Source organism: Nocardiopsis sp. KDC1DS13DA1, from assembly GCF_055632325.1.
Window position 1 is genome coordinate 12,431 of the sequence record NZ_JBVMUY010000030.1, and the last position, 26,365, is coordinate 38,795.

24 protein-coding genes are annotated in these 26,365 nt (G+C 72.6%); 15 read left to right on the forward strand and 9 right to left on the reverse strand.

Annotated elements, in window-relative coordinates; all coding sequences use genetic code 11:
* Positions 1-131 precede the first annotated feature (131 nt).
* Positions 132-1,733 carry a glycoside hydrolase family 13 protein gene (locus ACTVAJ_RS19465; protein ID WP_470389627.1) on the reverse strand — a complete coding sequence of 534 codons (1,602 nt, stop codon included), beginning with the start codon at positions 1,731-1,733 and terminating at the stop codon, positions 132-134.
* A 97-nt stretch (positions 1,734-1,830) separates the two neighbouring features.
* On the opposite strand from ACTVAJ_RS19465, the gene ACTVAJ_RS19470 reads away from it, so the two are divergent.
* Positions 1,831-2,931, forward strand: coding sequence for a LacI family DNA-binding transcriptional regulator (locus ACTVAJ_RS19470; protein WP_470389628.1), 1,101 nt, complete (start codon positions 1,831-1,833; stop codon positions 2,929-2,931).
* A 232-nt stretch (positions 2,932-3,163) separates the two neighbouring features.
* Complete coding sequence (hemW, locus tag ACTVAJ_RS19475; RefSeq protein WP_470389629.1) at positions 3,164-4,396, forward strand: radical SAM family heme chaperone HemW; 1,233 nt, start codon at positions 3,164-3,166, stop codon at positions 4,394-4,396.
* A gap of 16 nt (positions 4,397-4,412) precedes the next feature.
* Here hemW and ACTVAJ_RS19480 read toward each other — a convergent pair whose 3' ends face one another.
* Together ACTVAJ_RS19480 and ACTVAJ_RS19485 are read right to left on the reverse strand one after the other, a co-directional pair.
* Positions 4,413-5,048 carry a DUF4870 domain-containing protein gene (locus ACTVAJ_RS19480; protein WP_470389630.1) on the reverse strand — a complete coding sequence of 212 codons (636 nt, stop codon included), beginning with the start codon at positions 5,046-5,048 and terminating at the stop codon, positions 4,413-4,415.
* 45 nt (positions 5,049-5,093) lie between these two features.
* On the reverse strand, positions 5,094-5,423 hold the full coding sequence (locus tag ACTVAJ_RS19485) for a DUF4870 domain-containing protein (RefSeq protein ID WP_470389631.1): 330 nt from the start codon (positions 5,421-5,423) through the stop codon (positions 5,094-5,096).
* On the opposite strand from ACTVAJ_RS19485, the gene ACTVAJ_RS19490 reads away from it, so the two are divergent.
* A complete protein-coding gene (locus tag ACTVAJ_RS19490) occupies positions 5,412-6,041 on the forward strand; it encodes a hypothetical protein (protein WP_470389632.1) in 630 nt (209 codons plus the stop codon). The genes ACTVAJ_RS19485 and ACTVAJ_RS19490 overlap by 12 nt on opposite strands.
* A 246-nt stretch (positions 6,042-6,287) precedes the next feature.
* Here the strand turns inward: ACTVAJ_RS19490 and ACTVAJ_RS19495 are convergent, their stop codons facing one another.
* Positions 6,288-7,154, reverse strand: coding sequence for a DUF3097 domain-containing protein (locus tag ACTVAJ_RS19495; protein ID WP_470389633.1), 867 nt, complete (start codon positions 7,152-7,154; stop codon positions 6,288-6,290).
* A 194-nt stretch (positions 7,155-7,348) separates the two neighbouring features.
* Here ACTVAJ_RS19495 and hrcA point away from each other — a divergent pair, with 194 nt between their 5' ends.
* Genes hrcA through ACTVAJ_RS19510 form a run of 3 tightly spaced genes read left to right on the forward strand, consistent with a single transcriptional unit; the run spans position 7,349 to position 10,240 of the window.
* Positions 7,349-8,362, forward strand: coding sequence for a heat-inducible transcriptional repressor HrcA (hrcA, locus tag ACTVAJ_RS19500; protein WP_470389634.1), 1,014 nt, complete (start codon positions 7,349-7,351; stop codon positions 8,360-8,362).
* A gap of 4 nt (positions 8,363-8,366) precedes the next feature.
* Positions 8,367-9,506, forward strand: coding sequence for a molecular chaperone DnaJ (dnaJ, locus tag ACTVAJ_RS19505; RefSeq protein ID WP_470389635.1), 1,140 nt, complete (start codon positions 8,367-8,369; stop codon positions 9,504-9,506).
* Entirely contained in the window at positions 9,503-10,240 is a 738-nt protein-coding gene (locus tag ACTVAJ_RS19510; protein ID WP_470389636.1) for a 16S rRNA (uracil(1498)-N(3))-methyltransferase, read from the forward strand. The genes dnaJ and ACTVAJ_RS19510 overlap by 4 nt, the downstream gene beginning before the upstream one ends.
* Positions 10,241-10,265: 25 nt before the next feature.
* Here ACTVAJ_RS19510 and ACTVAJ_RS19515 read toward each other — a convergent pair whose 3' ends face one another.
* Positions 10,266-10,982, reverse strand: a complete 717-nt coding sequence (locus ACTVAJ_RS19515; protein ID WP_470389637.1) for a hypothetical protein — start codon at positions 10,980-10,982, stop codon at positions 10,266-10,268.
* Entirely contained in the window at positions 10,979-11,509 is a 531-nt protein-coding gene (locus tag ACTVAJ_RS19520; RefSeq protein WP_470389785.1) for a SigE family RNA polymerase sigma factor, read from the reverse strand. The genes ACTVAJ_RS19515 and ACTVAJ_RS19520 overlap by 4 nt, the downstream gene beginning before the upstream one ends.
* 346 nt (positions 11,510-11,855) lie before the next feature.
* Between ACTVAJ_RS19520 and ACTVAJ_RS19525 the strand changes: the two genes are divergently transcribed.
* From ACTVAJ_RS19525 to era, 6 genes are all read left to right on the forward strand, one after another.
* Positions 11,856-12,206, forward strand: coding sequence for a histidine triad nucleotide-binding protein (locus tag ACTVAJ_RS19525; protein WP_470389638.1), 351 nt, complete (start codon positions 11,856-11,858; stop codon positions 12,204-12,206).
* A 272-nt stretch (positions 12,207-12,478) separates the two neighbouring features.
* Positions 12,479-13,570: a PhoH family protein gene (locus ACTVAJ_RS19530; protein ID WP_470389639.1), complete on the forward strand. Its 1,092-nt coding sequence runs from the start codon at positions 12,479-12,481 to the stop codon at positions 13,568-13,570.
* 157 nt (positions 13,571-13,727) lie between these two features.
* Complete coding sequence (gene ybeY, locus ACTVAJ_RS19535; RefSeq protein ID WP_470389640.1) at positions 13,728-14,216, forward strand: rRNA maturation RNase YbeY; 489 nt, start codon at positions 13,728-13,730, stop codon at positions 14,214-14,216.
* A complete protein-coding gene (locus ACTVAJ_RS19540) occupies positions 14,213-15,598 on the forward strand; it encodes a hemolysin family protein (RefSeq protein WP_470389641.1) in 1,386 nt (461 codons plus the stop codon). Before ybeY ends, ACTVAJ_RS19540 begins: the two co-directional genes overlap by 4 nt.
* On the forward strand, positions 15,595-15,939 hold the full coding sequence (locus ACTVAJ_RS19545) for a cytidine deaminase (protein WP_470389642.1): 345 nt from the start codon (positions 15,595-15,597) through the stop codon (positions 15,937-15,939). Before ACTVAJ_RS19540 ends, ACTVAJ_RS19545 begins: the two co-directional genes overlap by 4 nt.
* A gap of 9 nt (positions 15,940-15,948) precedes the next feature.
* The gene (gene era, locus ACTVAJ_RS19550; RefSeq protein ID WP_470389643.1) at positions 15,949-16,917 is read left to right on the forward strand and encodes a GTPase Era; all 969 of its coding nucleotides are present in this window, start codon (positions 15,949-15,951) and stop codon (positions 16,915-16,917) included.
* Between the two features lie 225 nt (positions 16,918-17,142).
* On the opposite strand, the gene ACTVAJ_RS19555 is transcribed toward era, so the two are convergent.
* Entirely contained in the window at positions 17,143-17,877 is a 735-nt protein-coding gene (locus ACTVAJ_RS19555) for an IclR family transcriptional regulator (RefSeq protein ID WP_470389786.1), read from the reverse strand.
* Positions 17,878-18,218: 341 nt separating this feature from the next.
* Here ACTVAJ_RS19555 and ACTVAJ_RS19560 point away from each other — a divergent pair, with 341 nt between their 5' ends.
* The 3 genes from ACTVAJ_RS19560 (at position 18,219) to ACTVAJ_RS19570 (ending at position 21,356) form a co-directional block, all read left to right on the forward strand.
* Positions 18,219-19,499: a DUF6986 family protein gene (locus ACTVAJ_RS19560; protein ID WP_470389644.1), complete on the forward strand. Its 1,281-nt coding sequence runs from the start codon at positions 18,219-18,221 to the stop codon at positions 19,497-19,499.
* Positions 19,499-20,848, forward strand: a complete 1,350-nt coding sequence (allB, locus tag ACTVAJ_RS19565; RefSeq protein WP_470389645.1) for an allantoinase AllB — start codon at positions 19,499-19,501, stop codon at positions 20,846-20,848. The genes ACTVAJ_RS19560 and allB overlap by 1 nt, the downstream gene beginning before the upstream one ends.
* Before the next feature lie 220 nt (positions 20,849-21,068).
* The gene (locus ACTVAJ_RS19570; protein ID WP_470389646.1) at positions 21,069-21,356 is read left to right on the forward strand and encodes a hypothetical protein; all 288 of its coding nucleotides are present in this window, start codon (positions 21,069-21,071) and stop codon (positions 21,354-21,356) included.
* 59 nt (positions 21,357-21,415) lie between these two features.
* Here the strand turns inward: ACTVAJ_RS19570 and ACTVAJ_RS19575 are convergent, their stop codons facing one another.
* Positions 21,416-22,678, reverse strand: a complete 1,263-nt coding sequence (locus tag ACTVAJ_RS19575) for a M14 family metallopeptidase (protein ID WP_470389647.1) — start codon at positions 22,676-22,678, stop codon at positions 21,416-21,418.
* A gap of 263 nt (positions 22,679-22,941) precedes the next feature.
* On the reverse strand, positions 22,942-26,259 hold the full coding sequence (locus tag ACTVAJ_RS19580; RefSeq protein ID WP_470389648.1) for a BTAD domain-containing putative transcriptional regulator: 3,318 nt from the start codon (positions 26,257-26,259) through the stop codon (positions 22,942-22,944).
* Between the last annotated feature and the right edge of the window lie 106 nt (positions 26,260-26,365).

Here is a 26,365-nt window from a genome sequence, read left to right on the forward strand (position 1 = left end):
TCCGGGAAACAGACCGGTGGAGTACCGACGGCGCGTGACGCCTCCGTGGCTCCGGGGTGTCGTCGCATGTCGTGGGCGGGGAGTGGGGAGGGGGCGGTGCCGGCCGTTCGGCACCGCCCCCTCCCCGGCGGTCAGGCCCGGAGCCACACGGCCGTGTCGCCGGGCAGCGTCAGGCAACCCTCGGAGGGCCCCTCCACCGGGCCGCTGGCGACGAGCACCTCACCGTCGGCCGCGATACCCGCCGGCTCGCCGCCGAGGTTGACCGCGCACCGCACACCCGGTTCGCGCTCGAAGTACAGCACGTTCTCGGGTGCGTCCAGCCAGGTCATGGACCCGTCGCCGAGCGCGTCCAGCTCGCGCCGCAGCCGCAGCGCGTGCGTGTACAGCTCCAGTGTCGAACCCTCGACACCGCTCTGGGCGGCGCGGGAGAGCCCGCCCCACCCCTCCGGCATGGGCAGCCACGGCTCGGAGCCCTCGGGGCCGAAGCCGCAGGGGGAGGATCCCTCCGTCCACGGCAGCGGCACCCGGCAGCCGTCGCGGCCGCGTTCGGTCCGGCCCGAGCGCTCCCACGTCGGGTCCTGCAACGCGTCCTCGGGCAGGTCGGTGACCTCGGGAAGCCCCAGTTCCTCGCCCTGGTACAGGTAGACCGACCCGGGCAGGGCCAGCATGAGCAGCGTGGCGGCGCGCGCCCGGCGCAGACCCTGCTCGCCCCCGCCGAAGCGGGTCACGTGGCGGGTCACGTCGTGGTTGGACAGCACCCACGTGGTCGGGGCCCCCACCGCACCGTTGGCGGCCAGTGAGCGGTCGACGACCTCACGCAGGCGGGCGGCCTCCCACGGAGCGGTCAGGTACTCGAAGTTGAACGCCTGGTGCAGCTCGTCGGGGCGCAGGTACCGGGCGATCCGGTCGGCGTCCTCCACCCAGGCCTCGGCCACCAGGGCGCGGTCGCCGGGGTACCCGGCGGCGATCGCCGCCCAGCGGCGGTAGATCTCGTGCACGCCGTCCTGGTCGAAGTAGGGCAGGGTCGTGCTGCCGTCGAGCAGGTCGGCCTTGGCGTCCTCGGCGATGTCGGGCAGGGCCGGGTCCTTGACCATGCCGTGCGCGACGTCGATGCGGAACCCGTCCACGCCCCGCTCCAGCCAGAACCGCAGCACGTCGTCGAACTCGTCGTGGACCTCCTGGTTGGTCCAGTCGAAGTCGGGCTGTTCGGCGTCGAACAGGTGCAGGTACCACTGCTCGGGCGTGCCGTCGGGGCGCTTCAGGCGGGTCCACGCCGGGCCGCCGAAGATCGACTTCCAGTTGTTGGGCGGCTGTTCGCCGTCGGGGCCCAGGCCGTCCCTGAACAGGTAGCGGGCCCGCTCGGGGGCGCCCGGTTCGGCCGCCACGGCCTCGCGGAACCAGCGGTGCGCCGAGGAGGAGTGGTTGGGCACGATGTCGATGATCACGCGGACGCCGAGGTCGTGGGCGGCCGTGAGCAGGGCGTCGAAGTCCTCCAGTGTGCCGAAGCGCGGATCCACGTCGCGGTAGTCGGCGACGTCGTACCCGCCGTCGGCGAGCGGGGACACGTAGAAGGGCGTCAGCCAGATCGCGTCGACCCCCAGTCCGACGAGGTGGGGGAGGCGCTCGCGGATGCCGGCCAGATCGCCCTCCCCGTCGCCGTTGGAGTCGGCGAAGCTGCGCACGTAGATCTGGTAGATGGCGGCGTCGCGCCACCAGTGTGCCTGGAACTCCATGAACGGGGGTCCTTCCCAGTGGGCGTCTGCAACTTCTTGCGCAAGATTACCGCTTACTTGCGATCGTGTGACGGTGATCTCGACTAGAGTTGTCCGCATGGGTCCACGACTTGCCGACATCGCGCGGCACGCAGGCGTCAGCGAGGCGACGGTCTCGCGGGTGCTCAACGACAAGCCCGGCGTCGGCAGCGACACCCGCAAGGCTGTCCTGACGGCACTGGACGTCCTCGGCTACGAGCGCCCCGCACGGCTGCGGCAGCGCTCGGCGGGACTCGTCGGCATGGTCATCCCGGAACTGGAGAACCCGGTCTTCCCGATGTTCGCCCAGGCGGCCGAGGGCGCCCTCGCCCAGCGCGGCTACACCCCCGTCCTGTGCACCCAGACCCCCGGCGGGATAACGGAGGACGAGTACGTGGAGCTCCTTTTGGAGCGCAACGTCTCCGGGATCCTCTTCGTCTCCGGCCGCCACGCCGACACCTCCGCCTCGCACGAGCGCTACCAGGCCCTCGTCACCCGCCGCCTGCCCATCGTGCTCGTGAACGGGTACGCCGACACGATCCCCGCCGCGTTCATCTCCTGCGACGACCGGGAGGCGGGTCGCCAGGCCGTCAACCACCTGGTCGCGCTGGGACACACGCGGATCGGCTTCACCAGCGGACCCGAGCGCTACGTCCCCGTCCGCCGCAAGCTCGACGGCTACCGCCAGGCGCTGGCCCAGCACGGCCTGGACGGAGACGACCTCGTGGAGCTGTCCCTGTTCGGCGTCGAGGGCGGTCACGCCGCGGCCACCCGGCTCGTCGAGAGCGGTGTCACCGCGATGGTCTGCGGCTCCGACATGATGGCCCTGGGCGCCATCCGGGCCGCCCGCCAGCGCGGACTGCGCGTCCCCGAGGACTTCTCGGTGGTCGGCTTCGACGACTCCCAGCTCATCGCGTTCACCGACCCGCCGCTGACCACGGTCCGCCAACCGGTCAGCGCGATGGCGCTGGCGGCGGTCCGCGCCCTGTGCGACGAGATCGCCGGGCACCCCGTCTCCCACACCGAGTACCTGTTCGATCCCGAGCTGATCGTGCGCGGCTCCACGGCCGTCGCTCCGTCCCCCGCCACCGCCCCCCTCCAGGCCCGGGTGGCCGCCCCGGCCGAGGCGAACGCCGCGGACGGCGCGCGCACCGCCCGGCAGGCGGCCCCGCGCGTGTGACACCGTTCTTGGCGCTCCGAGCCCCGGCCGGGCCTGCGGGGGCGCGTGGACACTGCGAGGGGTGTGCGGGGTTGTGCAGGACGAGGTGAGCCGTGAGCGAGGAACGAGCGGCAGGCGAGGCCGAGGACGAAGAACACCGTTCTTGGCGCTCCGAGCCCCGGCCGAGCCCGCGAGGGCGCATGGACACAGCGAGCCAGCATGAGCACGCCCTCGGGTCGGCGACACTGGTGTTATGCCTTCCGTTGCCCTTGACGGTGATCCCGTCCCGCGGACCGGGGACCTGCCAGCGCCCTCGCTCGCCGAGCTCGGCGAGCGGCCACTCGGGTTCTACGTCCACGTGCCGTTCTGCGTCACACGCTGCGGCTACTGCGACTTCAACACCTACACCGCCGACGAACTGGTCTCACGCGACGGGACCGCCACGGCCTCCCGCGAGACCTACGCCGACCAGGCGGTCGCGGAGGTCGTACTGGCCGACCGCGTCCTGCGCGGTGACCGCCCACGGGTGAGCACGGTGTTCGTCGGCGGGGGGACACCGACCCTGCTTCCGGCGGAGGATCTGGGCCGGATCGTCGCCGCGATCCGCGACCGTTTCGGTCTCACGGCCGACGCCGAACTGACCACGGAGGCCAACCCGGAGACCGTCGACCCCGGCTACCTGGCGCGGCTGCGCGAGGCCGGGTTCACCCGGGTCTCCTTCGGGATGCAGAGCGCCCGGCCGCACGTACTGCGGATCCTGGAGCGCGGGCACACCCCCGGGCGGCCGGAGCAGTGCGTCGCCTGGGCTCGCGCGGCGGGGTTCGAGCACGTCAACCTCGATCTGATCTACGGCACCCCGGGCGAGGACGACGACGACTGGGCCGCCTCCCTGGAGGCCGCGGTCTCGGCCGACCCCGACCACGTGTCGGCCTACTCGCTGATCGTGGAGGAGGGGACCCGTCTGGCCGCCCGCGTCCGCCGGGGCGAACTCGCCGAGCCCGACGACGACAGCATGGCCGACCGCTACCTCATGGCCGACGAGGCCCTCGCCAAGGCGGGGTTCACCCCCTACGAGGTGTCCAACTGGGCGCGCAGTCCCGAGGGGCGCAGTCGGCACAACCTGCTGTACTGGACCGGCGGCCACTGGTGGGGGGTCGGCCCGGGCGCGCACAGCCACGTCGGCGGCACCCGCTGGTGGAACGTCAAGCACCCCGCCGCCTACGCGGCGCGCCTCGCGGCGGGATCGAGCCCCGGTCAGGCGCGTGAGGTCCTCACGGCCGAGGAGCGCCGGTTCGAGCGCGTCCTGTTGGAACTGCGGGTGGCGGACGGGTGCCCGCTGGACCTGTTGGAGCCGCACGGGCGCGTGGCGGCGCGGCGCGCCGTGGCGGAGGGTCTGCTCGACGCCGCCGCCCACGACGCGGGACGCGCCGTCCTGACCCGCCGGGGGCGCCTGCTCGCCGACGCCGTGGTCCGTGACCTGACCTGACCCGGCGGGGCGCGGGCTACTTCACCCAGGTGACGTTGAACGGGTAGCGGTACCACTCGCCCCGGTTGGCGGCCACGCCGCCGAGGATGCCGAAGACCAGACAGACCACGGCGACGACCACCCACGTCAGAATGCCGATGAGCACGATCGTCAACAGCCAGGACACCACGATGCCGATCGTGACGAGGATCTGGAAGTTGAGCGCCTGGACCGACTGGTCACGGACGAACGGCGACTCGTCCTTCTTGACGAGGAACACGATCAACGGAACGACCCAGCCGAACCCCGAGAAGAAGAACCCGGCCAGACCGCCGCCCAGGTGGGTGATCAGACCCATCTGGCGTTCGGCCTGGTTGGGTTGGCCGGTCGTGGCCGAGGAGGGCTCGAAGCCGCCCTGCGGGTATCCGCCGGGAGGGTATCCCCCCTGCGGGTATCCGCCCTGCTGGTACCCGCCGTGCGCGTAGCCACCGGGAGGCGGACCGTGGCCGGGCTCCTGCCCGGGCGGGTACGCGCCCGGAGCGGGTCCGTACCCGGGCTGGGCGCCGCCCTGCGGGCCGGGGGGCGGCGGCTGCCCGCCGGCGCCTTCCTGGCCCTCCTGCCGCCGCCCCCGGTCGTCGGGTTCCTCCGGAGGTGGTGTGTTCGGGTGCGACATGGCGGTGTCCCTTCGTGCTGACTCACTCAGACACTGGCGGGGGGACTACTTCAGGAGACGGATGCTCATCGGGTAGCGGTACGTGGTTCCCTTGTTGGCCCTGGAGGCGCCCGTGACCCCGAAGACGATCGCGAGGATCCAGATCAGGGCGATCAGCACGGACCCGATCCAGGCCAGCCCTGGGAAGAAGATACCCAGTCCGACGAAGACCACGCAGGCGAAGACGTAGGGGATGAGCAGGGTGAGCTGGAAGTTCGCCGCCTCGGACGCGTGGTGGCGGACGACCGGGGACTGGTTGCGCTTGGCCAGGTAGATCGCCAGCGGGGGGATCCAGCCCAGGAACGCGATCACGAACCCGGACAGGTGCGCCATCATCGACACCAGGGTGCCGTCGTCCCCGCCGCCCATCGGTGCCCGACCCTGGACGCCGGGCTGTCCGTAGGCGGCCGGACCGCCCGGGAACGGGGGCTGCACGGGCTGGCCCGGCTGTCCCGGTTGCGGGGTGAACGCCTGCTGGGCGGCCTCCGGATGCTGGGGGTACGCCTGGGGCTGTCCGGGGGCGTGGGGAGGCTGGCCGCCGGAGAACTGGCCGTGGACGGGGGGCTGACCCGCACCGGGCGGGGGCGCGTACGGCGACTGCTCGGCCGCGGGCTGGGCGTACCCCTGCGGGGCGGGCGGCTGCTGGGCGTACCCCTGCTGGTGGGGCTGCCCCGGACCCGGGGGCGGCGCGAAGCCCTGCTGGCCGCCCGACGGCTGCTGGTGCTGCCCGGGCCGGCCCTGGAACTGCTGCTGCGCCGGGTCGGGCGCGGGCGCCTGGAAGCCCTGCTGTTCGGGGCCGGGGGCGTGGGGGGACTGCCCGCCCGACGGCTGTCCGAACACCGCCTGACCCCCCGAGGGCTGGTCGGCCTCCGGTTGGGGGGCGTACGGCGGCTGACCCCCCGAGGGCTGGTCGGCCTCCGGCTGGGGGGCGTACGCCTGGGGCTGGACAGGTGACTGCGGGTTCGCCTGCTGCGGGGGCTGTTCCTGTTGCTGCGGAGACTGCTGGGGAGGCGCGGGCTGCTGGCCCTGGGGGTCCTCCGGGGACGGGGGGTTCGTCGGGGTCTCGCTCATGCTCTTCCTTGGCTCCGCTGCTGAGGGGCGGTTGTTGTCTGTGGGGGCTGTGCCGACGACCGGGGAGGGGCCGAGACGGGCGACCGGCACGACCGGACGCTGTGTCCTCGCCGTCGCCTGGAGTGAATCCTAGGGCGTACGTCCGCCGGGCACGTCCCGGTGTTCGTCCGGATGCGGACCGGTGACGAAGTCGATGAGCTCCTCGACCCGACCGAGCAGCGACGGCTCCAGATCGGCGTAGGAGCGCACCGACCCCAGGATCCTGCGCCAGGCCTCACCGGTCTCCACCGGCCATCCCAGCGCGCGGACGACCCCCTCCTTCCAGGGCGTGCCCCGGGGCACCTCGGGCCAGCGCCTGATACCCAGGCTCCGGGGACGTACCGCCTGCCAGACGTCGACGTAGGGGTGGCCGACGACCAGGACGTGATCGCCGCGCACCCGCCCGGCGATCCTGCTCTCCTTGGAGCCGGGAACGAGGTGGTCCACCAGCACTCCCAACCGGCGGCCGGGACCGGGGGAGAAGTCCGCGACGATCGAGGGAAGGTCGTCGACCCCCTCCAGGAACTCTACGGCCACACCCTCCACACGGAGGTCGTGCCCCCAGACCTTCTCCACGAGTTCGGCGTCGTGCGCGCCCTCGACGTAGATCCGGCTCTGCCGTGCGGTACGCGCCCGGGCGTCCGTCACCGCGATCGAGCCGGACGCGCTGCGCAGCGGTCCCCCCGGCGCGGCCGCGGGGCGCACCAGTGTGACCGGCCGCCCGTCGACGAGGAAGGCCGCCGGTTCCAGGTCGAACACCCGGCGCCGTCCGTGCCGGTCCTCCAGGGTCACGGTCGCCTTGTCCCAGGCCACCACGGCGCCGCAGAAGGTCTCCTCGGCGTCCTCCACGACCAGGTCCCTGCTCAGCGGTGTCTCGGGGACCTCCCGCCGCCCGGGGCGCCGCCAGTCCTGGGCCAGAACGTCACGGCCGTAGCGGCCGGTTCCCTTAGGTGCCACGGTCGTGCAGTCTACTGGTGGGGGCCGCGCCCGGGGTGCCGCCCTTCCCGGCGCGGCCCGGACCCGGTCGGGACGCGCCCGGCGGGTGCGGGCCGGGGACCGCCGGGAGCGCTACTACCCGTCGGTAGCGGACCTCGTTTGCGGCCGGGCTTAGAATTAGCACTGAGGACCACGGAGTGCCAGGAGGTGGCGAGTTGCTGGATGAGCGCAAGCTCGCGGTCCTGCGTGCCGTCGTCGAGGACTTCGTCAACACCAACGAACCCGTTGGCTCCAAAGCCCTCGCGGACCGGCACCGCCTCGGGGTTTCACCCGCGACCATCCGCAACGACATGGTCGCCCTGGAGGAGGACGGCTACATCACCCAGCCGCACACCAGTGCGGGGCGTGTGCCCACGGACAAGGGCTACCGGCTCTTCGTGGACCGTCTCTCCTCGGTCAAGCCGCTCTCGGTCGCCGAACGGAGGGCCATCGAGTCCTTCCTCACGGGTGCGGTGGACCTCGACGAGATCGTCGCGCGTACGGTGCGTCTGCTGGCGCAGCTCACGCGCCAGGTGGCGATCGTCCAGTACCCGTCCCTGACCCGTTCGTCGGTGCAGCACGTGGAACTGGTGCCCCTGGGCGGGCCACGGCTCATGATGGTCGTGATCACCAACACGGGTAGGGTCGAGCAGAGGGTCATCGACGGGCTGGGGACGGTCAGTGAGAGCGCGGTCAACGACCTGCGGGCGATGCTGAACCGGGCCATCGCGGGGCGCCTCCTCGGCGACGTCCCCGACGCGGTGGACGACCTGCCGGCGCAGGTCGACCCGGAGCACCGCCGCATGGCGGTGGCGGTCCTGTCGATCCTGCTGGAGAGCCTCGTGGAGCGCCACGAGGAGAAGATCGTCCTGGCGGGCACCGCCAACCTCGCGGCGGTGGACTTCGCGGCCAGTCTGCGGGACGTGCTGGAAGCGCTGGAAGAGAACATGGTCCTCATCCGTTTGCTGGGTGAGGCGAAGGATCCCTCGATGCTGACCGTGCGCATCGGTGAGGAGAACTTCCACGAGGGCCTGCGCTCCACCTCCATCGTGTCGGCCGACTACGGCGTGGGAAACCAGTCGCTGGCCAAGATCGGAGTCGTGGGCCCCACCCGGATGGATTACCCGGGAACGATGGGCGCCGTACGCGCGGTTGCCCGGTATGTCGGACAGATTTTGGCAGGGCAGTAACTCAGTGGCCAGAGACTATTACCAGGTTCTCGGGGTGCGTCGTGACGCGTCCAAGGACGAGATCAAGAAGGCGTACCGGAGGCTCGCGCGCGAGCTGCACCCGGACATCAACCCCGACCCCGCGACACAGGAGCGCTTCAAGGAGGTGACCCAGGCCTACGAGGTCCTCTCCGACGAGAACAAGCGCCGGATGTTCGACATGGGCCAGGACCCCTTCGCTCCGGCCGGCGGCGGCGCCGGAGGCTTCGGCGGCGCGGGCGGCTTCGCGTTCGACGACATCATGAACGCGTTCTTCGGCGGCGGACAGCCCGGCGGGCGCGGTCCGCGCGAGCGGGTCCGGCGCGGACGCAGCATCAAGATCCGCGTCGAGCTGGACCTCAAGGAGACCGCGTTCGGCGTCAGCAAGGAGATCACCTTCCCCACGGCGATCCTGTGCGAGACCTGCCAGGGCGAGGGGACGGCCTCGGGGTCGCACCGCACCACGTGCGAGATGTGCCACGGCCAGGGTGAGGTCTCCCAGGTCACGCGCTCCTTCCTCGGACAGGTCATGACCTCGCGCCCCTGCCCGCAGTGCTCGGGCCAGGGCACGGTCATCACCGACCCCTGCGCCGACTGCGCGGGCGAGGGCCGGGTGCGGGAGAAGGTCACCCGCACGGTCAAGATCCCGGCCGGGGTCGACGACGGCACCCGCATCCAGCTCGCGGGTGAGGGCGAGGTGGGCCCCAACGGGGGACCGCGCGGCGACATCATCCTGGAGATCGTCCAGCGCCCGCACCCCACCTTCGAGCGGCGCGGCGACGACCTGCACTGCACCGTGACCGTCCCCATGACGGCCGCCGCGCTGGGCGCCTCCTTCGCCTTCGACACCCTCGACGGCACGGAGAACATCGACCTGCGTCCGGGTACCAACTCCGGTCACGTCATCACCCTGCCGAACAAGGGCGTCACCCACCTCGACGGCGGCGGCCGCGGCGACCTGCGCATCCGCGTCGACGTGGAGACCCCCTCCAAGCTCGACGAGGAGCAGGAGGCGCTGCTGCGCAAGTTCGCCGAACTGCGCGGTGAGGACCAGTCGCCCGGGCGCTTCAGCCCCGGCCACGGCGGGTTCTTCGCCAAGATCCGCGACGCCTTCGGAGCCAAGTGACCCCGGCGGTCTTCCTGGTCGACACCGCCGACCTGGCGGCCGACCGGATCGAGGTCACGGGCCCGGAGGGGCGGCACGCCGCCGTCGTACGCCGGATCCGCGAGGGCGAGACGGTGGACCTGTCCGACGGCCTCGGTCGGCGTGCCCGCTGCACGGTGACCGGGGTCGCCAAGGACGGGATCGTCTGCTCGGTGGTCGAACGCTGGGAGGAACCGGAACCCAGCCCGCGCCTGACCGTCGTCCAGGCCCTGCCCAAGGGCGACCGCGGGGAACTGGCCGTGGAGATGATGACCGAGGCCGGGGTGGACGCCGTCGTGCCCTGGGCGGCCGAACGCTGCGTCACCCGGTGGAAGGGTGACCGGGTGGCCAAGTCCCTGGGCAGGTGGCGCTCCACCGCCCGGGAGGCGGCCAAGCAGGCGCGGCGCGGTCGGTTGCCGGAGGTGACCGGGCTCGCCGACCGCGCGGCGGTGGCCGCGCTGCTGGCCGAGGCCGACCTCGCCGTCGTCCTGCACGAGGACGGTGCCCGGCGCCTGGCCGCACTGGACCTTCCCCGCGGGGAGGGGACGAAGGTCGTCCTGGTCGTCGGGCCCGAGGGCGGCTTCTCCGAGGCCGAGATCGACGCCTTCACCGCGGCCGGTGCCGTGCGCGCACTGCTGGGACCGACGGTCCTGCGCACCTCGACCGCCGGGGTGGCCGCGCTGTCGCTGCTCCAGGCGCGCACCGGCCGCTGGTGACGGAGAGCCGGAGCGGGGGTCGGCCCTACGGGGTCTCCGCCGCGGCGGAGCCGTCCGTGCCGCTGCCGCCGGTGCTGTCGTCGACGGGCTCGTCACCGCCTCCGGTGTCCCCCGAACCGCTGTCCCCGCCGCCGTCGCCACCGGTGCCGTCCGTGGCCCCGTCGGAGCCCTCGTCCGTGGGCTCGCCGTCGCCGGTGGAGCAGTCGTCGGCGACGCCGCCGCCGTCCGTCGTCCCGCCCTCCTCGCCGTTCCCGGGGCTCGCCGCCTCGGAGGGGGACGCCACCGGGGAGCAGTCGTCGGTCGCGGTGGCCTCCTCCTGCGGAGCGGACGGCTCCGCCGAGGGGGTCGGCGTGGGGGTGGGGTCGTCCGCGGGCTCCGGCGCGGGGGCGGCCACCCCGGTGTCCGTGTCGGGGGCGGGCTTCGCGGAGGGCTCGTCGTCCTCGGAGGGGGCCTCCTCCGGGGGCGTGCCCTCGCGGTCGGCGCCCGCGGGGACGATCTCCAGCATCTGGTCGCGGACCTCGGGGTTGGAGATGACCACGGACGCGGCGATCAGGACCGCCCCCGCCACCGCGAGCGCGGGTCGTAGCCAGGGCAGCCCGAACCAGGACCCGTTCCGGGCGTGTTCGGTCCGTTCGCGGATCAGGTTCAGCCCCTCGGCGGAGGGCTCGCACGCGTCCGCCTCGGATCTGAGGACCGAGCGGAGCCGGCTCTCGAACTCGTCGTTGTCGGATGGGCTGCTCATGTCGTCTGCTCCAGGACGGAGCGGAGCGCGGAGATGCCGCGGGACGTGTGACTCTTCACCGCGCCCTTGCTGATCCCCATGGCGTCCGCGATCTGCGCCTCGGACAGGTCGCCGTAGTACCGGAGCACGATGGCCTCTCGCTGACGTGTGGGTAGTTTGCGCAGGGCCCTGATCACGGCCTCGCGCTCCAACTGGTTCATGGCGCCGTGCTCCGCGCTGGGAGCGTCCGGTAGCGCCTTGGGTGCGTGCTTCTCCACGACGGCCCGGTGGCGCAGCACCGACCGCGCCTTGTTCACCACCGCCTGCCGGAGGTAGGACAGGGCCTTGTTGGGGTCGCGCAGCCGCCGCCAGGCCGAGTGCATGGCGACGAAGGAGTCCTGCACGACCTCCTCCGCGGTCGCGTGGTCCCGGACGAGCAGTGAGGCGAGCCGGACCAGCGGACGGTAGTGCTCCCGATAGAGTTCGGTCACCGCGTGGTCGGCGTCCCAGCCCACGGCGAGGCGAGCCGTGGTGGCTCCCGCCACCATGGTTTCTGTCGTCACATCAGTTCGACGCACACCCTTGTCGCGGGGTTTACGAAAGGGCATACCTCATCTTTTCCAGGTAGGGGTGCGTTTCGGTCCGAACACGCTGGAGGGTGGACATCGGCGGAGGAGGCCGACGACCCGTCGCGCACGGGTGCAAAGCCTATCGTGATTCTTCCGAAGGGAGACGCGGTACCAGGGGTTTCGGCCCGGAGCCGGGCGCTCCCGGCGGTCGGGACCTGCGGCATCATGGGGACCGGACAATCCGAGACGGCCGCTCCGGCGGCACCCGCCGCGCGGGGCCGGGAGCGGGAACAACCGGGCGACAGTCCCCCGACGGAGGTAACCCATGGCCGAGGCCGACTGCCTTTTCTGCAAGATCGTGCGGGGGGAGGTACCCGCCGAGATCGTCCGTGAGGGCAAGCGCACCGTCGCCTTCCGCGACATCAACCCCCAGGCCCCCACCCACGTGCTGATCGTTCCGCGCGAACACCACCCGGACGCCGCCTCCGCCGCTGCGGCGGGTACGGGGCTGCTGGACGAGATCGCGCTGGAGGCCCGCGAGGTGGCCGAGGCCGAGGGCGTGGCCGACGCGGGGTACCGGCTGGTGTTCAACACCGGCAGCGGTGCCGGGCAGACGGTGTTCCACCTGCACGGTCACCTGCTCGGCGGGCGCGGCCTGAACTGGCCCCCCGGGTAGCCGCCGTCCGGCGCGGGACCCCGCCTCACGGCGGCCCGTGTCAACGGCCCTGGTCCGGGCCGGTCCGAGGGCGTGGGTGCGGTCGAAAAAGCGATCGATCCGGATAAGGGCGCGTTGGTAGACTCGGGGCGTGGCCCCAGGGACCGGAGTGCCGCTGGAGGCGCCGGTCGAAGGACGGGCCCGGTACCGGCTCGGGTGCCGCAGGCGTCGCACCCCGCCAGCGAGGGCGGGGTCGGATCGAAGGGTAGGGACAGCGGCCGCAAGGCCACGTCATGGCCGAGACAACGCACACGCAACCGCGACACGACACCCAGGTCAAGGTCGTGGTCCCGGACGAGCACACGATGGTCAGCCTGCTGGGCTCGGGGGACGAACTCCTCAGGGCCCTGGAGCGGGCCTTCGACAGTGACATCCACGTCCGCGGCAACGAGTTCACGATCAGCGGCAGCCCCGAGGAGACCGCGGTCGTGGTCCGCCTCGTCGAGGAGCTCATCGAACTCGCCAAGAGCGGTACCCACGTCACCCCCGACACCATCGATCGCATGGTCCACATGCTGCGCACACCCGGCTCGGAGCGCCCGGCCGACGTGCTCACGACCAACATCCTGTCCAGCCGGGGCAGGACCATCCGCCCCAAGACCGTCAACCAGAAGCGGTACGTCGACGTCATCGACCGGCACACGGTCGTGTTCGGCATCGGTCCGGCGGGAACCGGCAAGACCTACCTGGCGATGGCCAAGGCCGTCAAGGCGCTCCAGGACAAGGAGGTCAACCGGATCATCCTCACCCGACCGGCGGTCGAGGCGGGCGAGCGGCTGGGCTTCCTGCCGGGCACGCTCTACGAGAAGATCGACCCCTACCTGCGGCCGCTGTACGACGCGCTGCACGACATGCTCGACCCCGACTCGATCCCCAAGCTGATGTCGGCCGGGACCATCGAGGTCGCGCCCCTGGCGTACATGCGCGGCAGAACGCTCAACGACTCCTTCATCATCCTGGACGAGGCCCAGAACACCTCGCCCGAGCAGATGAAGATGTTCCTCACCAGGCTCGGCTTCGGGTCCAAGATCGTCGTGACCGGTGACGTCACGCAGGTCGACCTCCCCGGCGGACAGGCCAGCGGCCTGCGCACCATCGAGAACATCCTGCGTGACATCGACGACATCGCCTTCTGCCGCCTGTCCAGCGAGGACGTGGTCCGCCACAAGCTCGTCGGGCAGATCGTGGACGCCTACGGCCGCTACGACGCCGCCCAGGGCGGCCGCGCGGGAGCGGACGGCGGCCGCCCCCGCCGTCTGTCGCCCCGCAGGGGCGGCACCGACACTCCGGCGGACGGCGGCTCCGGGAGCCCGCACACGAAATAGCGGGCAGACTGGAGTGGTACAACGTCCGAACCGGTGGGCCCGCCGTGGTGCGGGCCCACCGGTGTCGGACGCTCCGGCGCGGCCGCAGGCGGCGACGCGCCGCCGGGCGGTCACCCCGTTCGGCCATGACGATTTCCAAGTGAGGCATCCGCAACCGATGAGTATCGACGTCGCCAACGAGTCGGGCGTCACCACCGTGGACGAGGAGCGACTCTCCCGCCTGGCCCGGCACGTGCTCGACGCCATGCGCGTCCACCCGCTGGCGGAGCTCTCCGTCGTGCTGGTGGACGAGGAGCCGATGGCGGACCTGCACGTGCGGTGGATGGACGAACCCGGCCCCACCGACGTTCTCTCCTTCCCGATGGACGAACTGCGCCCCGGGGGCCCCGGCCGCACCAGCGAGCCGGGCGTCCTCGGTGACGTGATCATCTGCCCCCAGGTGGCCGAGCGCCAGGCGCTCAAGGCGGGCCACCCGACCGAGGCCGAGATCGACCTGCTGTGCACGCACGGCATCCTGCACCTGCTCGGCTACGACCACGCGGAGCCGGACGAGCACAAGGAGATGTTCGGTCTCCAGGGCGAGATCCTGGCCGCCTGGCGTGAGGGTGAGGCGGCCTCGGCCGGGGGAGACGAGAGCGACCGATGAGCGCCGCGTCGGCTTCGGTACCGCTGGCCGCCGGCGGCCCCGCCCTGTGGGGCACCGCGTTCGCCGTCGCCCTGTCGCTGATCGCCGTGGCCGGGTTCCTGGCCGCCGCCGAGGTGGCGGTCACCCGGGTGGGCTCGGTGGGGCTGACCGGGGTCCCGGGGGAGCGCGACGCCGGTCCCCGCTGGGAGCGGGTCGCCGCCGATCCCACCCGCCACCTCAACGTCCTGCTGTTCCTGCGCGTGGTCGCCGAGGTGTGCGCGGTCCTGGCCACCGCGCTGGGCATGCTCTTCCTGCTGGGCCCGGGGTGGCCCGCGCTGGTCCTGACGCTCGTCACACTGGTCGTGGTGGAGTCGCTCTTCGTCGCGATCGCCCCGCGCATCCTGGGCCGCCAGTTCGCCGGGCGGATCGCCCTGGCCAGCGCCGCCGTGCTCCAGCCGGTGCAGGTGGTGGTGAGCCCGGTCGCCCAGCTCCTGGTGGGGATGGGACGGGCGCTCACCCCGCGGGAGAAGGGGGACCGCGAGGGCCCCTTCAGCACCGAGATCGAGCTGCGCCAGCTCGTGGACCTGGCCGAGCGCGGCGAGGTCATCGACCCCGAGGAACGCCAGATGATCCACTCGGTGTTCAAACTCGACGACACCTCCGTGCGCGAGGTGATGGTGCCCAGGCCCGACATCGTGTTCACCAACCGGGACGCGGACGCCGACGCGGTCCTGTCGCTCGCCCTGGCCAGCGGCTACTCGCGGATCCCGGTGACGGGTGAGGACGAGGACGACGTGGTCGGCATCGTCTACCTCAAGGACGTCGTCGAGCGGTTGCGCGACCGCTGGGCGGCCGCCGCCGGAGGGGTCGGGGAGGCACCGCTGACCGCGGGGGACGTGATGCGCTCGGCGACCTACGTGCCCGACACCAAGCCCATCGACGAGTTGCTGCGCGAGATGCAGAAGCACCGCAACCACGTCGCCGTGGCCATCGACGAGTACGGGGGCACCGCGGGGCTGGTGACCCTGGAGGACATCGTGGAGGAGATCGTCGGTGAGATCACCGACGAGTACGACCACGAGATCCCGCCCGTGCAGTGGCTGGACGCGGACCGGGTGCGGGTGACGGCGCGCCTGCCGCTGGGGGAGTTCGACGAACTGTTCCCCGACCGGGACCTGGACGTACCCGACGTCGAGACGGTCGGCGGTCTGGTCGCCTTCGTGCTGGGCCGGGTTCCCACGGGCGGGGCGCAGGCGCAATACGCTGGTCTCAGACTCACCCTGGAGGGCCGCAACGGCCGCCGGAACCGCCTGACCACGGTGTTGGTGGAGCGTCTGCCGGACGACGGCGGAGCCCGCGACGGCCGGGGGAAGAACGAGGACGTAAGGAGCACGGAGCAGTGACGGACACGACGGGGCTGGGCCCCGAGGACGGCAAGCTCATCACTCTCGCCCGGGCCTCTCGGGCCCGCAACGCGGCGGCCGAGGGGGCGGCGGTGCGCGACGAGACCGGGCGCACCTACGTCGCCACGACGGTGGAGCTGCCCTCGCTCCGGCTGACCGCGTTGCAGGCGGCCGTCGCGGCGGCCGTGTCCAGTGAGGCCTCCGCCCTGGAGGCCGCCGTGGTGGTGACCGAGGCCGCGGAACTGACCGAGGACGACCGCGCGGTGGCGGACGACCTGAAGACCCAGGTGGTGGTGATCGCGGCCCCCGACGGGGTGCCCGCGAGCGTCACCCGGCGCTGAGAAGGACACATGAACGACCTCGACCTGGAGAAGCTGCGGCTTCCGCTGCCCGCGCCCTCCCACCCGGAGGGTTTCCGCAGCGGCTTCGCCTGCTTCGTGGGCCGCCCCAACGTGGGCAAGTCCACCCTGATGAACGCGCTGGTCGGCCAGAAGGTGGCGATCACCAGCAACCGGCCGCAGACGACACGGCGGACGGTGCGCGGGATCGTCCACCGGCCGGACGCGCAGCTGATCATCGTGGACACGCCCGGCCTGCACAAGCCCCGCACACTGTTGGGGGAGCGGTTGGACTCGCTGGTGCGGTCCACGCTGGTCGAGGTGGACGTGATCGCGTTCTGCCTGCCCGCCAACGAGCCGATCGGGCGGGGCGACACCTACATCGCCAAGGAGTTGGCGGAGCAGACCAACACGCCCGTGGTCGTGCTGGTCACCAAGACCGACCTGGCCGACCGGGAGACCGTCGGCAAACAGCTGCTGGCGGTGCAGGAGCTGGGCGAGTGGGCCGACATCGTCCCGGTGTCGGCCGAGGGCGGGTTCCAGCTCGACACCGTCACCGACGTGCTCTGCTCGCACCTGCCCGAGGGGCCACCGCTCTACCCGGACGGCGACCTGACGGACGAACCCGACGAGATGCTCGTGGCGGAACTGGTCCGCGAGGCGGCCCTGGAGGGTGTGCGCGACGAACTGCCGCACTCGATCGCGGTGGTCGTCGACGAGATGAACGAGCGGGAGAACACCAGGCCGGGCAAGGAGCTGGTGGACATCTACGCCTCGCTGTACGTGGAGCGCTCCAGCCAGAAGGCGATCGTCATCGGGTCGAAGGGCTCGCGGCTGCGGGACGTCGGTTCGCGGGCGCGCAAGCAGATCGAGGGACTGCTGGGGCAGCGGGTCTTCCTGGACCTGCGCGTGCGGGTGGCCAAGGACTGGCAGCGCGACCCCAAACAGCTGCGCAGACTGGGCTTCGACCAGCAGACCTAGTCCTTCTGGTCCTCCGCTGCGCTCCGGACCGTGTTCGGGCGCCCCGGAGATCAGGGATTCCTCATCCTCGGCGGCGCCTGTCGCTCGTTCCTCGCCACGCGGCTTGCCTCGTCGTGCAGGACCCTGCCGGCGCCCGAACGGCAACCCCCGTGGGCGGCCGTTCCGAGAGACGAGAGAGGGGGCCGTGACCGGTGTCGGTCACGGCCCCCTCCGGCGTTCGGCGGGTCAGCTCTGGTTGTTGAGGTCGGTGGCCAGGGTTCGGGCGGCCTCCTGGACCAGGGGGGCGGCGCGGTCGACGAACTCCCAGGTCACGCGCCGGTCCGGGCCCGACACGGACACGGCCATCCGCGAGGGCGCGCCCTCGACGGGGACCGCCACGCAGCGCACGCCGATCTCCTGCTCGCCGTCGTCGATGGCGAAGCCGCGTTCGCGGATGCGCTGGAGCTCGGCGACGAAGTCCTCGGGGCTGGTGATGGTGCGGTCGGTCGCGGCGGGCATGCCCGTACGGCGCACGGTCGCCAGCGCCTCGTCGTCGCCCAGTTGTGAGAGCAGGGCCTTGCCGACCCCGGCCGAGTGCGGCAGGACACGTCGGCCGACCTCGGTGAACATGCGCATGGCGTGCGGTGAGGGCACCTGCGCCACGTAGATGACCTTGTCGCCGTCGAGCATCGCCAGGTTGGCGGTCTCGCCCAGGACCTCGACCAGGTGGGCCAGGTGCGGCCGGGCCCAGGTGCCGAGCATCTGCGAGGCCTTGTCGCCCAGGCCGATCAGCCGGGGGCCGAGGGCGTAGCGGCGCGAGGGCAGCTGCCGGACGTAGCCGTTGCCGACCAGGGTGCGGATGATGCGGTGGATGGTCGGCAGCGGCAGCTGGGACGACTCGGCGAGCTGGCTGAGGGAGGTCTCACCGCCCGCCTCCGCCATGATCTCCAGGAGGGCGAAGGCGCGTTCGAGTGACTGCACCCCACCGGAACGACCGCGCCTACCGGTCTCCTCGGTGAGGGGCGGTGTGTCCGTCTGGGTGGTCTGCGAGGCTGACAAAGGTCATGCTCCCATGTGAAGGCCGCTTGAGGTCACGGTCTTTATTCTGCGATACGAAAAGTACTTCCCATCTCTGAGTCCTCTATAGCACGGGACCGCCACGGAGCGCTGCCCGAATCCGTGTGGCTCGGGGCGATCGGGGACACTCCTGGCGCTACTGAACTCTTGTTATTCCGAATCGCAGAAGTTAACATCCGCATATAGGAATTTTGACGGGCCTTCCCTCAGGAGGCCGCGTCACCCCCACGGAGAGGAACCGCAACGTGACAGCGGAGGATCCCCTGTCCCTCGACGAACTCACCACCGCGTTGGACGCCCGCCTGGCCGACGCCGACGCGCGCCTGGCCCGGGAGTACCCCGGGGCCAACAACGCCCGGCAGCCGGTGCACACCGTCTACGTCCCCGCCGACCGGATCCGGCCGGGACTGGCCGCGGACTGGGGGCGCGACGCCCTGGCCGCCCTCGACGAGTTCGCCCCCAAGCCCACCGACCTCGCCGAGATCACCGGGCTGAGCGAGTCCGCCGTGGCCGAGGCACTGCCGCGCGTACGCGCCAAACTCGCCCGTGAACCGATCGAGGACCTGCGCGCCGACCTGGAGGACGGGTACGGGAACCGCGGCGACGAGGCCGAGGACGCCGACGTGACCTCCGCCGCCGGCGCCTTCTGCGCCGACCTGGAGGCGGGAACCGCCACCCCCTACTTCGGCATCCGGATGAAGGGCATGGAGGCCGCCGGGCGGCACCGCGGGGTCCGCAGCCTCACCCTGTTCCTCCAGACCCTCCTGGAGCGCCGGGGCTCCCTGCCCGACAACCTCGTCCTCACGCTGCCCAAGATCACCTCGGTCGATCAGGTCGAGGCCACGGCCTGGGTCTGCGAGCGGCTGGAGAGCCGCTTCGACCTGCCCGAGGGGCGCCTGCGGTTCGAGCTCCAGATCGAGACCCCCCAGTCGATCCTGCTCCAGGACGGCACCGCCGCCGTGGCCCGGATGATCGGCGCGGCCCGGGGCCGCGCGAGCGCCCTGCACTACGGCACCTACGACTACAGCGCGGCCTGCGGGATCACCGCCGCCCACCAGAGCCTGGCCCACCCGGTCGCCGACCACGCCAAGGCGGTCATGCAGCTCGCCGCCGCCGGGACCGGCGTGTGGCTCTCCGACGGGGGGAGCAACATCCTGCCCGTGGGCGGGCGCGCCGACGTCCACGACGCCTGGCGGCTGCACGCCGGGCTGGTCCGCCGCTCGCTGGAACGCGGGTACTACCAGGGTTGGGACCTGCACCCGAACCAGCTGCCCATGCGCTTCCTGGCCACCTACGCCTTCTACCGGGAGGCGTTCGCGCCCGCGGCGGCCCGTCTCAGGGCCTACTTCGGCGCCGTGGCAGGGGGCGTCATGGATGAGCCCGCCACCGCGCAGGCCCTGGCGTCGGCACTGGTCAACGGGCTGCGCTGCGGCGCACTCGACGAGACCGAGGTCGAGGAGCACACCGGGACGGACACGGCCACCCTGCTGGCCCTGGCCACCCGCCGAGTCGGACAGGAGCAGTGATGACCACCCACGACCTCCTCCTGCGCGCCCGTCGCGCCCTCACCCCCGAGGGCGAGCGGGCGGTGACCGTGGCCGTCACCGACGGCCGGATCGCCGCCGTCCTTCCCGGCGCGGACGCCGCCGCCACCGCCACCAGGGAGATCACCCTGGCCGACGACGAGGTGCTGCTGCCGGGTCTGGTCGACTCCCACGTCCACGTCAACGAACCCGGCCGCACCGAGTGGGAGGGCTTCGCCAGCGCCACCCGGGCCGCCGCGCTGGGCGGGGTGACCACGATCGTCGACATGCCGCTCAACAGTGTGCCCCCGACCACCACCGTGGACGGGCTGGAGACCAAGCGCGCGGTCGCGCGCGACCAGGTCCGCGTGGACGTCGGGTTCTGGGGCGGCGCCGTTCCCGAGAACAGCACCCCCGGCACCACCAAGGAGTTGCGGGCGCTGCACGAGCAGGGCGTGTACGGGTTCAAGGCGTTCCTGTCCCCGTCCGGCGTGGACGAGTTCGGCCACCTGACGCCCGACCAGCTGCGCACGGCGGCGGAGGCGATCGGCGCGTTCGGCGGCCAGATCATCGTGCACGCCGAGGACCCGTCGGTCCTGGACGAAGCGCCCGCCGCGGAGGGCCGCGAGTACGCGGACTTCCTGGCCTCGCGGCCGGACGAGGCCGAGCACGAGGCGATCGCCCTGGTCATCGAGACCGCGCGCCGCACCGGTACCCGGGCGCACATCCTCCACCTGTCCAGCGCCTCCGCGCTGCCGCTGATCGCCCGGGCCCGGGCCGACGGCGTGCCGCTGACCGTGGAGACCTGCCCGCACTACCTGACGCTGGAGGCCGAGGCGATCCCCGCCGGGGCCACCCAGTTCAAGTGCTGCCCGCCGATCCGCGGCCACGCCAACCGCGACCTGCTGTGGCGGGCGCTGTCGGACGGGCTGATCGACTGCGTGGTCAGCGACCACTCGCCGAGCACACCGGACCTGAAGGACCTGGACACGGGTGACTTCGGGACGGCCTGGGGCGGGGTGTCCGGACTCCAGGTGGGTTTCAGCGCCGTGTGGACCGAGGCGCGTCGGCGCGGCGTGCCGCTGGCGGACGTCGTGCGGTGGATGTCCTCCGGTCCGGCCGCGGTCGCCGGTGTCCGGGGCAAGGGCGCGATCGTCGAGGGAGGCGACGCCGACTTCGCGGTCGTGGCCCCGGAGGAGGCGCTGCGCGTGGTCGCGCGCGACCTCCAGCACAAGAACCCGGTGAGCGCCTACGACGGCGCCGACCTGGTGGGCCGGGTGCGCCGCACGATCCTGCGCGGCGCGGACGTGGACCTGTCCGCCCCGGCCGGTCGGCTGCTGACCCGGGACTGAGGCCCCGTCCCCCACGGTCCCGGCACGCGCGCGTGCCGGGACCGACCTGTTCGCGCGGGTGCCGTGTGAAGGCCTGGGCCGAACCCTGGGGCCGGGCCGGGGCGCATCCCTGATCGCCACCCGCCGCGCCGCGTCCGGGTCGTGTCCCGGGGTACATGTGTGGTGACCGAAGGTGGCGCCCGCGGTCGGGTTCCGCGGGCGCGGACATGGGGGAGCACACATGCGTGCCGTGAGCAGGGCGATGGCGGTCGCGGGGCTGGCCGGGGCCCTCGTCGTCGCCGGGGCGGGACTGGCGCGGGCCGACACCCGGCCGAGCGTGACGGTCGATCCGGGCCGGGCCGGGACCACGGTCGGGCCGGAGGACGTCGTCGTGGTGTCCGTCCGGCCGTCCGGGGAGGGGGTCACGGACATCCGGGTCCGGAGCGGGCCGGTGGAGGTCGGCCTGCTCCTGCCCGCCGTCCAGGCGGCCGGCGAGCCACTGGACCCGCCGCCCACCGGCGGCGGCTGAGGCCGTCCACGACGGCCCCGGCGCGTGAACGCGCGCCGGGGCCTCGGGTGCGGGCGGGGTCAGCCGCAGTACGCGGCCTCCTCGCCGATGATGCGGTACGGGCAGTCGGCGTAGTCGAGCAGGCGCAGGACCGCCTCCCGGTTACGCGCGGTCTCCCGGTCGATCACCGAGGACGGCGGGTAGAAGCCGCCGCCCCAGTAGCTGCTCGGGTACATCTCGTAGGTGAAGTTGACGATCCGCTGGTCGCCCCACAGCCAGTCGTTGATCGTCCCGTCCGTCACGTACAGGTCGCTGGACTGCTGGGGCGTGTACCCGTTGGCCTGGGCCATGTACGTGCCCAGGGCCGCGTGGGTGTCGTACTCGTCGCGGTTCATCCCGTTCGTGACCTCGTCGTAGGTGTAGCCGAACGGCCACAGGACGAGCTCGCTGTAGGTGTGGAAGTCGATCGCCGACGTGATCTGCTGCTCGCCGCCGACCACCCGGCTCCGCACGAAGTCGGCGACCGCCGCGACCTCGGGGGCCGACTCGGGCGCGGAGCCCCGGTAGGTCGCGCTCGACGTGCTGCCCGACGAGCCGCCGCAGCAGCCCCAGTTGTAGTCCCAGTTGCGGTTGAGGTCGGTGCCGACGTAGGACGAACCCGCGTTGGGCTGGCGGTTCTTGCGCCAGTTCCGCCACGACGAGCCCGCCATGTCGTACTCGGCGCCGTCGGGGTTGACGTTGGGCAGGAGCCAGATCTCCCGGTTGTCCACCAGGTCGGTGATCCGCGCGTCGGAGCCGTACTCACTGGTGAGCAGCTCCATCAGGTACACGGCCATCTCGACCGTCAGGTGCTCGCGGGCGTGCTGGGAGTGCGTGAACAGGACCTCGGGCTCGTCCTCGTCCGCGCCGACGTTGTCGCTGATCTTGATCGCGACCAGCTCACGCCCCTGGTACGAGTACCCGTAGACCGACTGGGCGGCGATCCCGGGGTTCTGGGCGGTCACCTGGTCCACGACGTCGCGCAGCTCGGCGTACGTCGTGTACCCGTTGTCGGGGGCCAGCTGGGTGGTGGGCGGGGTGAACTCGGTGACCCCGTACCCGAGGTCGTCGATGGCCTCGACGCTCTCGGAGGTCGCGGTGACGAGCAGCGAGTCGTCGCCGATGTCGTCGATCGCCGCTCCGGTCGAGGCGATCTCGGTCCGCTCCGCGGCGGTCGACACACCGCTGACCTCGTACAGGGCGGGGGTGTCGGCGGACTCGGCGCTGGCCGGGCTGAGCAGCCCGAGGACCAGTGCGCCGATCGCCAGGGGGGTGAGGACTCTTCGGGGGGTGGGGGAACGCATGACACTGCCTCCGGAGGTGGGGGGTGAGGCAACTGGCATTTGGCGTCATTGCTAAATAAAGCCGCAAAAACTGTCAATCCGTCTAACTCTGCGTGTCCAGCGGAGCGGAACGCCCGGTTTGGCGCCTTCGGCAGGTGAGGCCCGCTTCCGGAGCCGGCGGTCGGGCACGCACCGTGGCCGGATGTGGCCACTCCGTACACGGGGCGCACACCCCCGTCGAAGGGGGCACGGACCCCGGGGCCGGTTCCCGGAACCCGGAGCGGTCAGCCGACCGGTGCCTGCGCCGACACCCAGCCGATCGCGGCCTCGGTCCCGGCCGTGTGTCCCAACGCGAACTCCTGGTCCGCGCGTGCGGTGCCGACCAGGTCGCGCACGGCCGGGGTGAGCCGGTCGGCGTCGAACCGGTCGCCGGGCTGGAGCGGCACGCCGACCTCCTCGCGCGTGCGGGAGGCGGCCCCCAGCAGCCGTGCGGCCAGGACACCGTCGCCGTCGACGGCGGCCACACCCGCCAGACCCTCCAGGGCGTAGGCCACCGCTCGGGGGTCGTCGCTCAGCCGGGCGTACTCCAGCCCCTCGGTGTGCGACTCCCGCGCGGCACGCGTGTCCCCGCGCATCTCGGCGCAGAAACCGAGTTCGGTCAGGGCGAAGGCCAGACCCGCCCGGTACCCGTCCTCGCGGTGCGATGCCAGGACCTCCCGGAGCAGCCGTTCGGCCTCGTCCAGCCACCCGCGACGCCGTGCGCTCAGCGCCAGGCCCACGCGGGCGAACCGGGCCTTCTCCGACAGTGCCCACTCCCGGGCGATCTCGATGGCGCGGTGGTTGGACCTGTCGGAGGCGTCCAGGTCACCGTTGAGCAGGTGGACCCGTGCCACCCGCGTGTGCTCCTCGACCACCGACGGCCACAGCCCGATGTGCTCCGCCTGTGTCAACGCCTCCTGGTGCAGCCTGGCGGCCCGGGGGTAGTCGCCCTCGATCCCTGCCAGCACGCCGAGCAGGTTGGCCGCCCTGACCCGCCCCCACGGCTCGCCGAGCTGCTCGAACAGAGCCAGACTCTCCCCGCCGTCCCCGCCGGCCGCCGCCAGGTCGCTGCGCCGCAGCGCCCGCCAACCGCGCAGGTGCAGAGCGAAGGCCCGCCACCACACGTCGGACCGGGCCTCGAACACCTCCAACGCCGCCTCCACGGCATCGTCGGGCAGCCCCATCCGCGTACCGTCGGTCTCGCTCGCGCGCGTCATGAACAGCAGCACCGTGTGGACCCTGGCGAGTGCCACGGGATCCGACAGGCCCGACGCCAGGTCCACGGCCTCCCGCGCGGTGGTGAGCGCGTCGGGGACCGGTTCGTCGGCCAGGGTCAGCGCGGCGTGCCAGAGCAGGGCGGCGGACCGCTCCGCGTCGGTGGCACCGCCCGGGGCGGCCAGGGCCCGGGACAGCAGCCGGATGCCCTCCCGGTAGCGTCCGCGCAGGTACCAGTACCAGCCCAGCGCCCCCGTGACGCGCAGTGCGAGCCCCGCCTCCCCCCGCTCCGCGGCCCACTCCACGACGGATCTCAGGTTGGCGGAGTCCAGGTCCAGCTGCTCCAGACACTGACCCTGGTCACCCCTGCCCCCGAACAGGCGCGGCTCGAAGGCGCTCGCCTCCTCGGCGAGGTCGACGGCCAGTCCGCGCATCGCGGCGGTCTCCTCGCCTGCCTCGGCCAGACGCTCCCGGGCGTAGGCGCGGATGGTCTCCAGGAGCCGGTAGCGCGTTCCGGGTCCGTCCTGTTCGGCCACGACCAGGGACCGGTCCACGAGCGAGGCGAGCACCCCGACCACGCTCGCCCGCGGGATGTCGGGCGCGCCGGGCGGGGACAGCCCCGCGGTCGCCTCCGCCCTGGCCAGGGTGAACGGCCCCAGGTGCACGGACAGGCGGCGCAGGACGGCGCGTTCGTCGGCGCCGAGCGGCTGCCAGCTCCAGTCGACCACGGCACGCAGGGTGCGCTGGCGTTCGTGGACCGCCGGGCCGCCACCGCCGAGGATCTGGAAACGGTCGTCCAGTCGCGCGGCCAGCTCCCGCACGCCGATGGAGCGCACGCGCGCGGCGGCCAGTTCCAGGGCCAGCGGCAGGCCGTCCAGGTGACGGCAGACCGCCGCGACGGCGCTGGCGTTGTCGCGGTCCACGGCGAACTCGGGCAGGGAGGCGGTCACCCGCTGGACGAACAGCTCGACCGCGGCCGAACCCGCGAGTGCCTCCGGCGTCGAGGCGCGGGGGACGTCCAGCGGCCGGACCTGGTGCAGGCGTTCGCCGGGCACTCCGAGGGGCTCGCGGCTGGTGGCCAGGATCCGCAGGTCGGGCGCCGACCGCAGCAGCCGGGTCACCAGCTCGGCGACGGGGCCGATCACGTGCTCGCAGTTGTCGAGGACCAGCAGGCCGGAGCCCAGGCAGCGACCGAGACGGGGTACCGAGGAGTGCTGGCCGGGGGAGCATCCCTCGTCGGACAGACCGACGGTGGTCGCGATGTCCTCGGCGACGCCCTCGGGGGTGGTGGTGTCGGCGTCCCGCCCGGCGAGTTCGACGAACCACACGGGGGAGGAGGGCGGGGGAGCGGGGCGCACGGAGGCGAGCGCGAGCGTCGTCTTGCCGACCCCGCCCGTTCCGACGAGCGTGACCAGCCGGAACCGCTCCATGTCGCCGCGGACCCGCCGCACGGACTCCTCCCGGCCGATGACCTCGGTGAGCGGGGCGGGGACGTTTCCCGGCAGCCGGGGCGGCGGTGTCCCCCGCCCGGTGCGCCCGTTCTCCCGTCCGGTCGGCCGGGGGCCCGAGACCGGCTCCCTCCCGGTCCGCTCGGCGCCGGGACGGGCCAGGGCCGGGTCCTGGGCGAGGATGTCCCGGTGCAGCCGGACCAGCTCAGGGCCGGGGTCCACCCCCACCTCCTCGGAGAGCAGGTCACGCATCCGCCGGTAGCTCTCCAGGGCCTCGGACTGCCGTCCGGCCCGGTACAGGGCCAGCATGTGGGCGGCGCGGAGGTGTTCGCGCAGCGGCTCGCGGTCGACCAGGTCGTCGAGTTCGGCGACCAGGGAGGAGTCCTCGCCCAGGTCGAGCCGGGCCCGTGCGCGCTCCTCCACCGCCGACAGCCGCTGCTCCTCCCAGCGCGCGATCGCCGCGCGTGCGAACGGGGCGTCCGCGTGGTCGGCCAGCGCGGGGCCGCGCCACAGTTCCAGCGCCCGCCCGAGGAGGTCCGCCGCCTCGGCGGGCCGGGCGCCGCGGGCCCGCGCGACCAGCTCCTCGAACCTGCCCGCGTCCACCTGCTCCGCGTCGACCCGCAGCCGGTAACCCGACGGGCCGGACTCCACCCGGGCCCGGTAGCCGGGCTCCGCTCCGTCCAGGACGCGCCGGAGCCGCGACACCGCCGTCTGGAGTGCGGCCGCCGGGTCGGACGGCGGGTCCTCCCACAGGTCCGCGCTGAGCCGGTCGGCGGACACCGGCGTCCCCCGGTGGACGAGCAGGTGCGCCAGGAGCGCGCGCACCTTGGCACCGGGAACGGTCACCGGTGCGCCCCCGTCGGTCCAGACCGTGAGCTGTCCCAGCACGCCGAATCGCATATGAGGCAGCCTATCCGGACGAAGCGGTCATGTACGGCGGGTGTGCCGTCCTCGCACGGACAGGTGGCGGACAGCCGACGGCAAGGGGACGGTGAGCGCCCGCTCC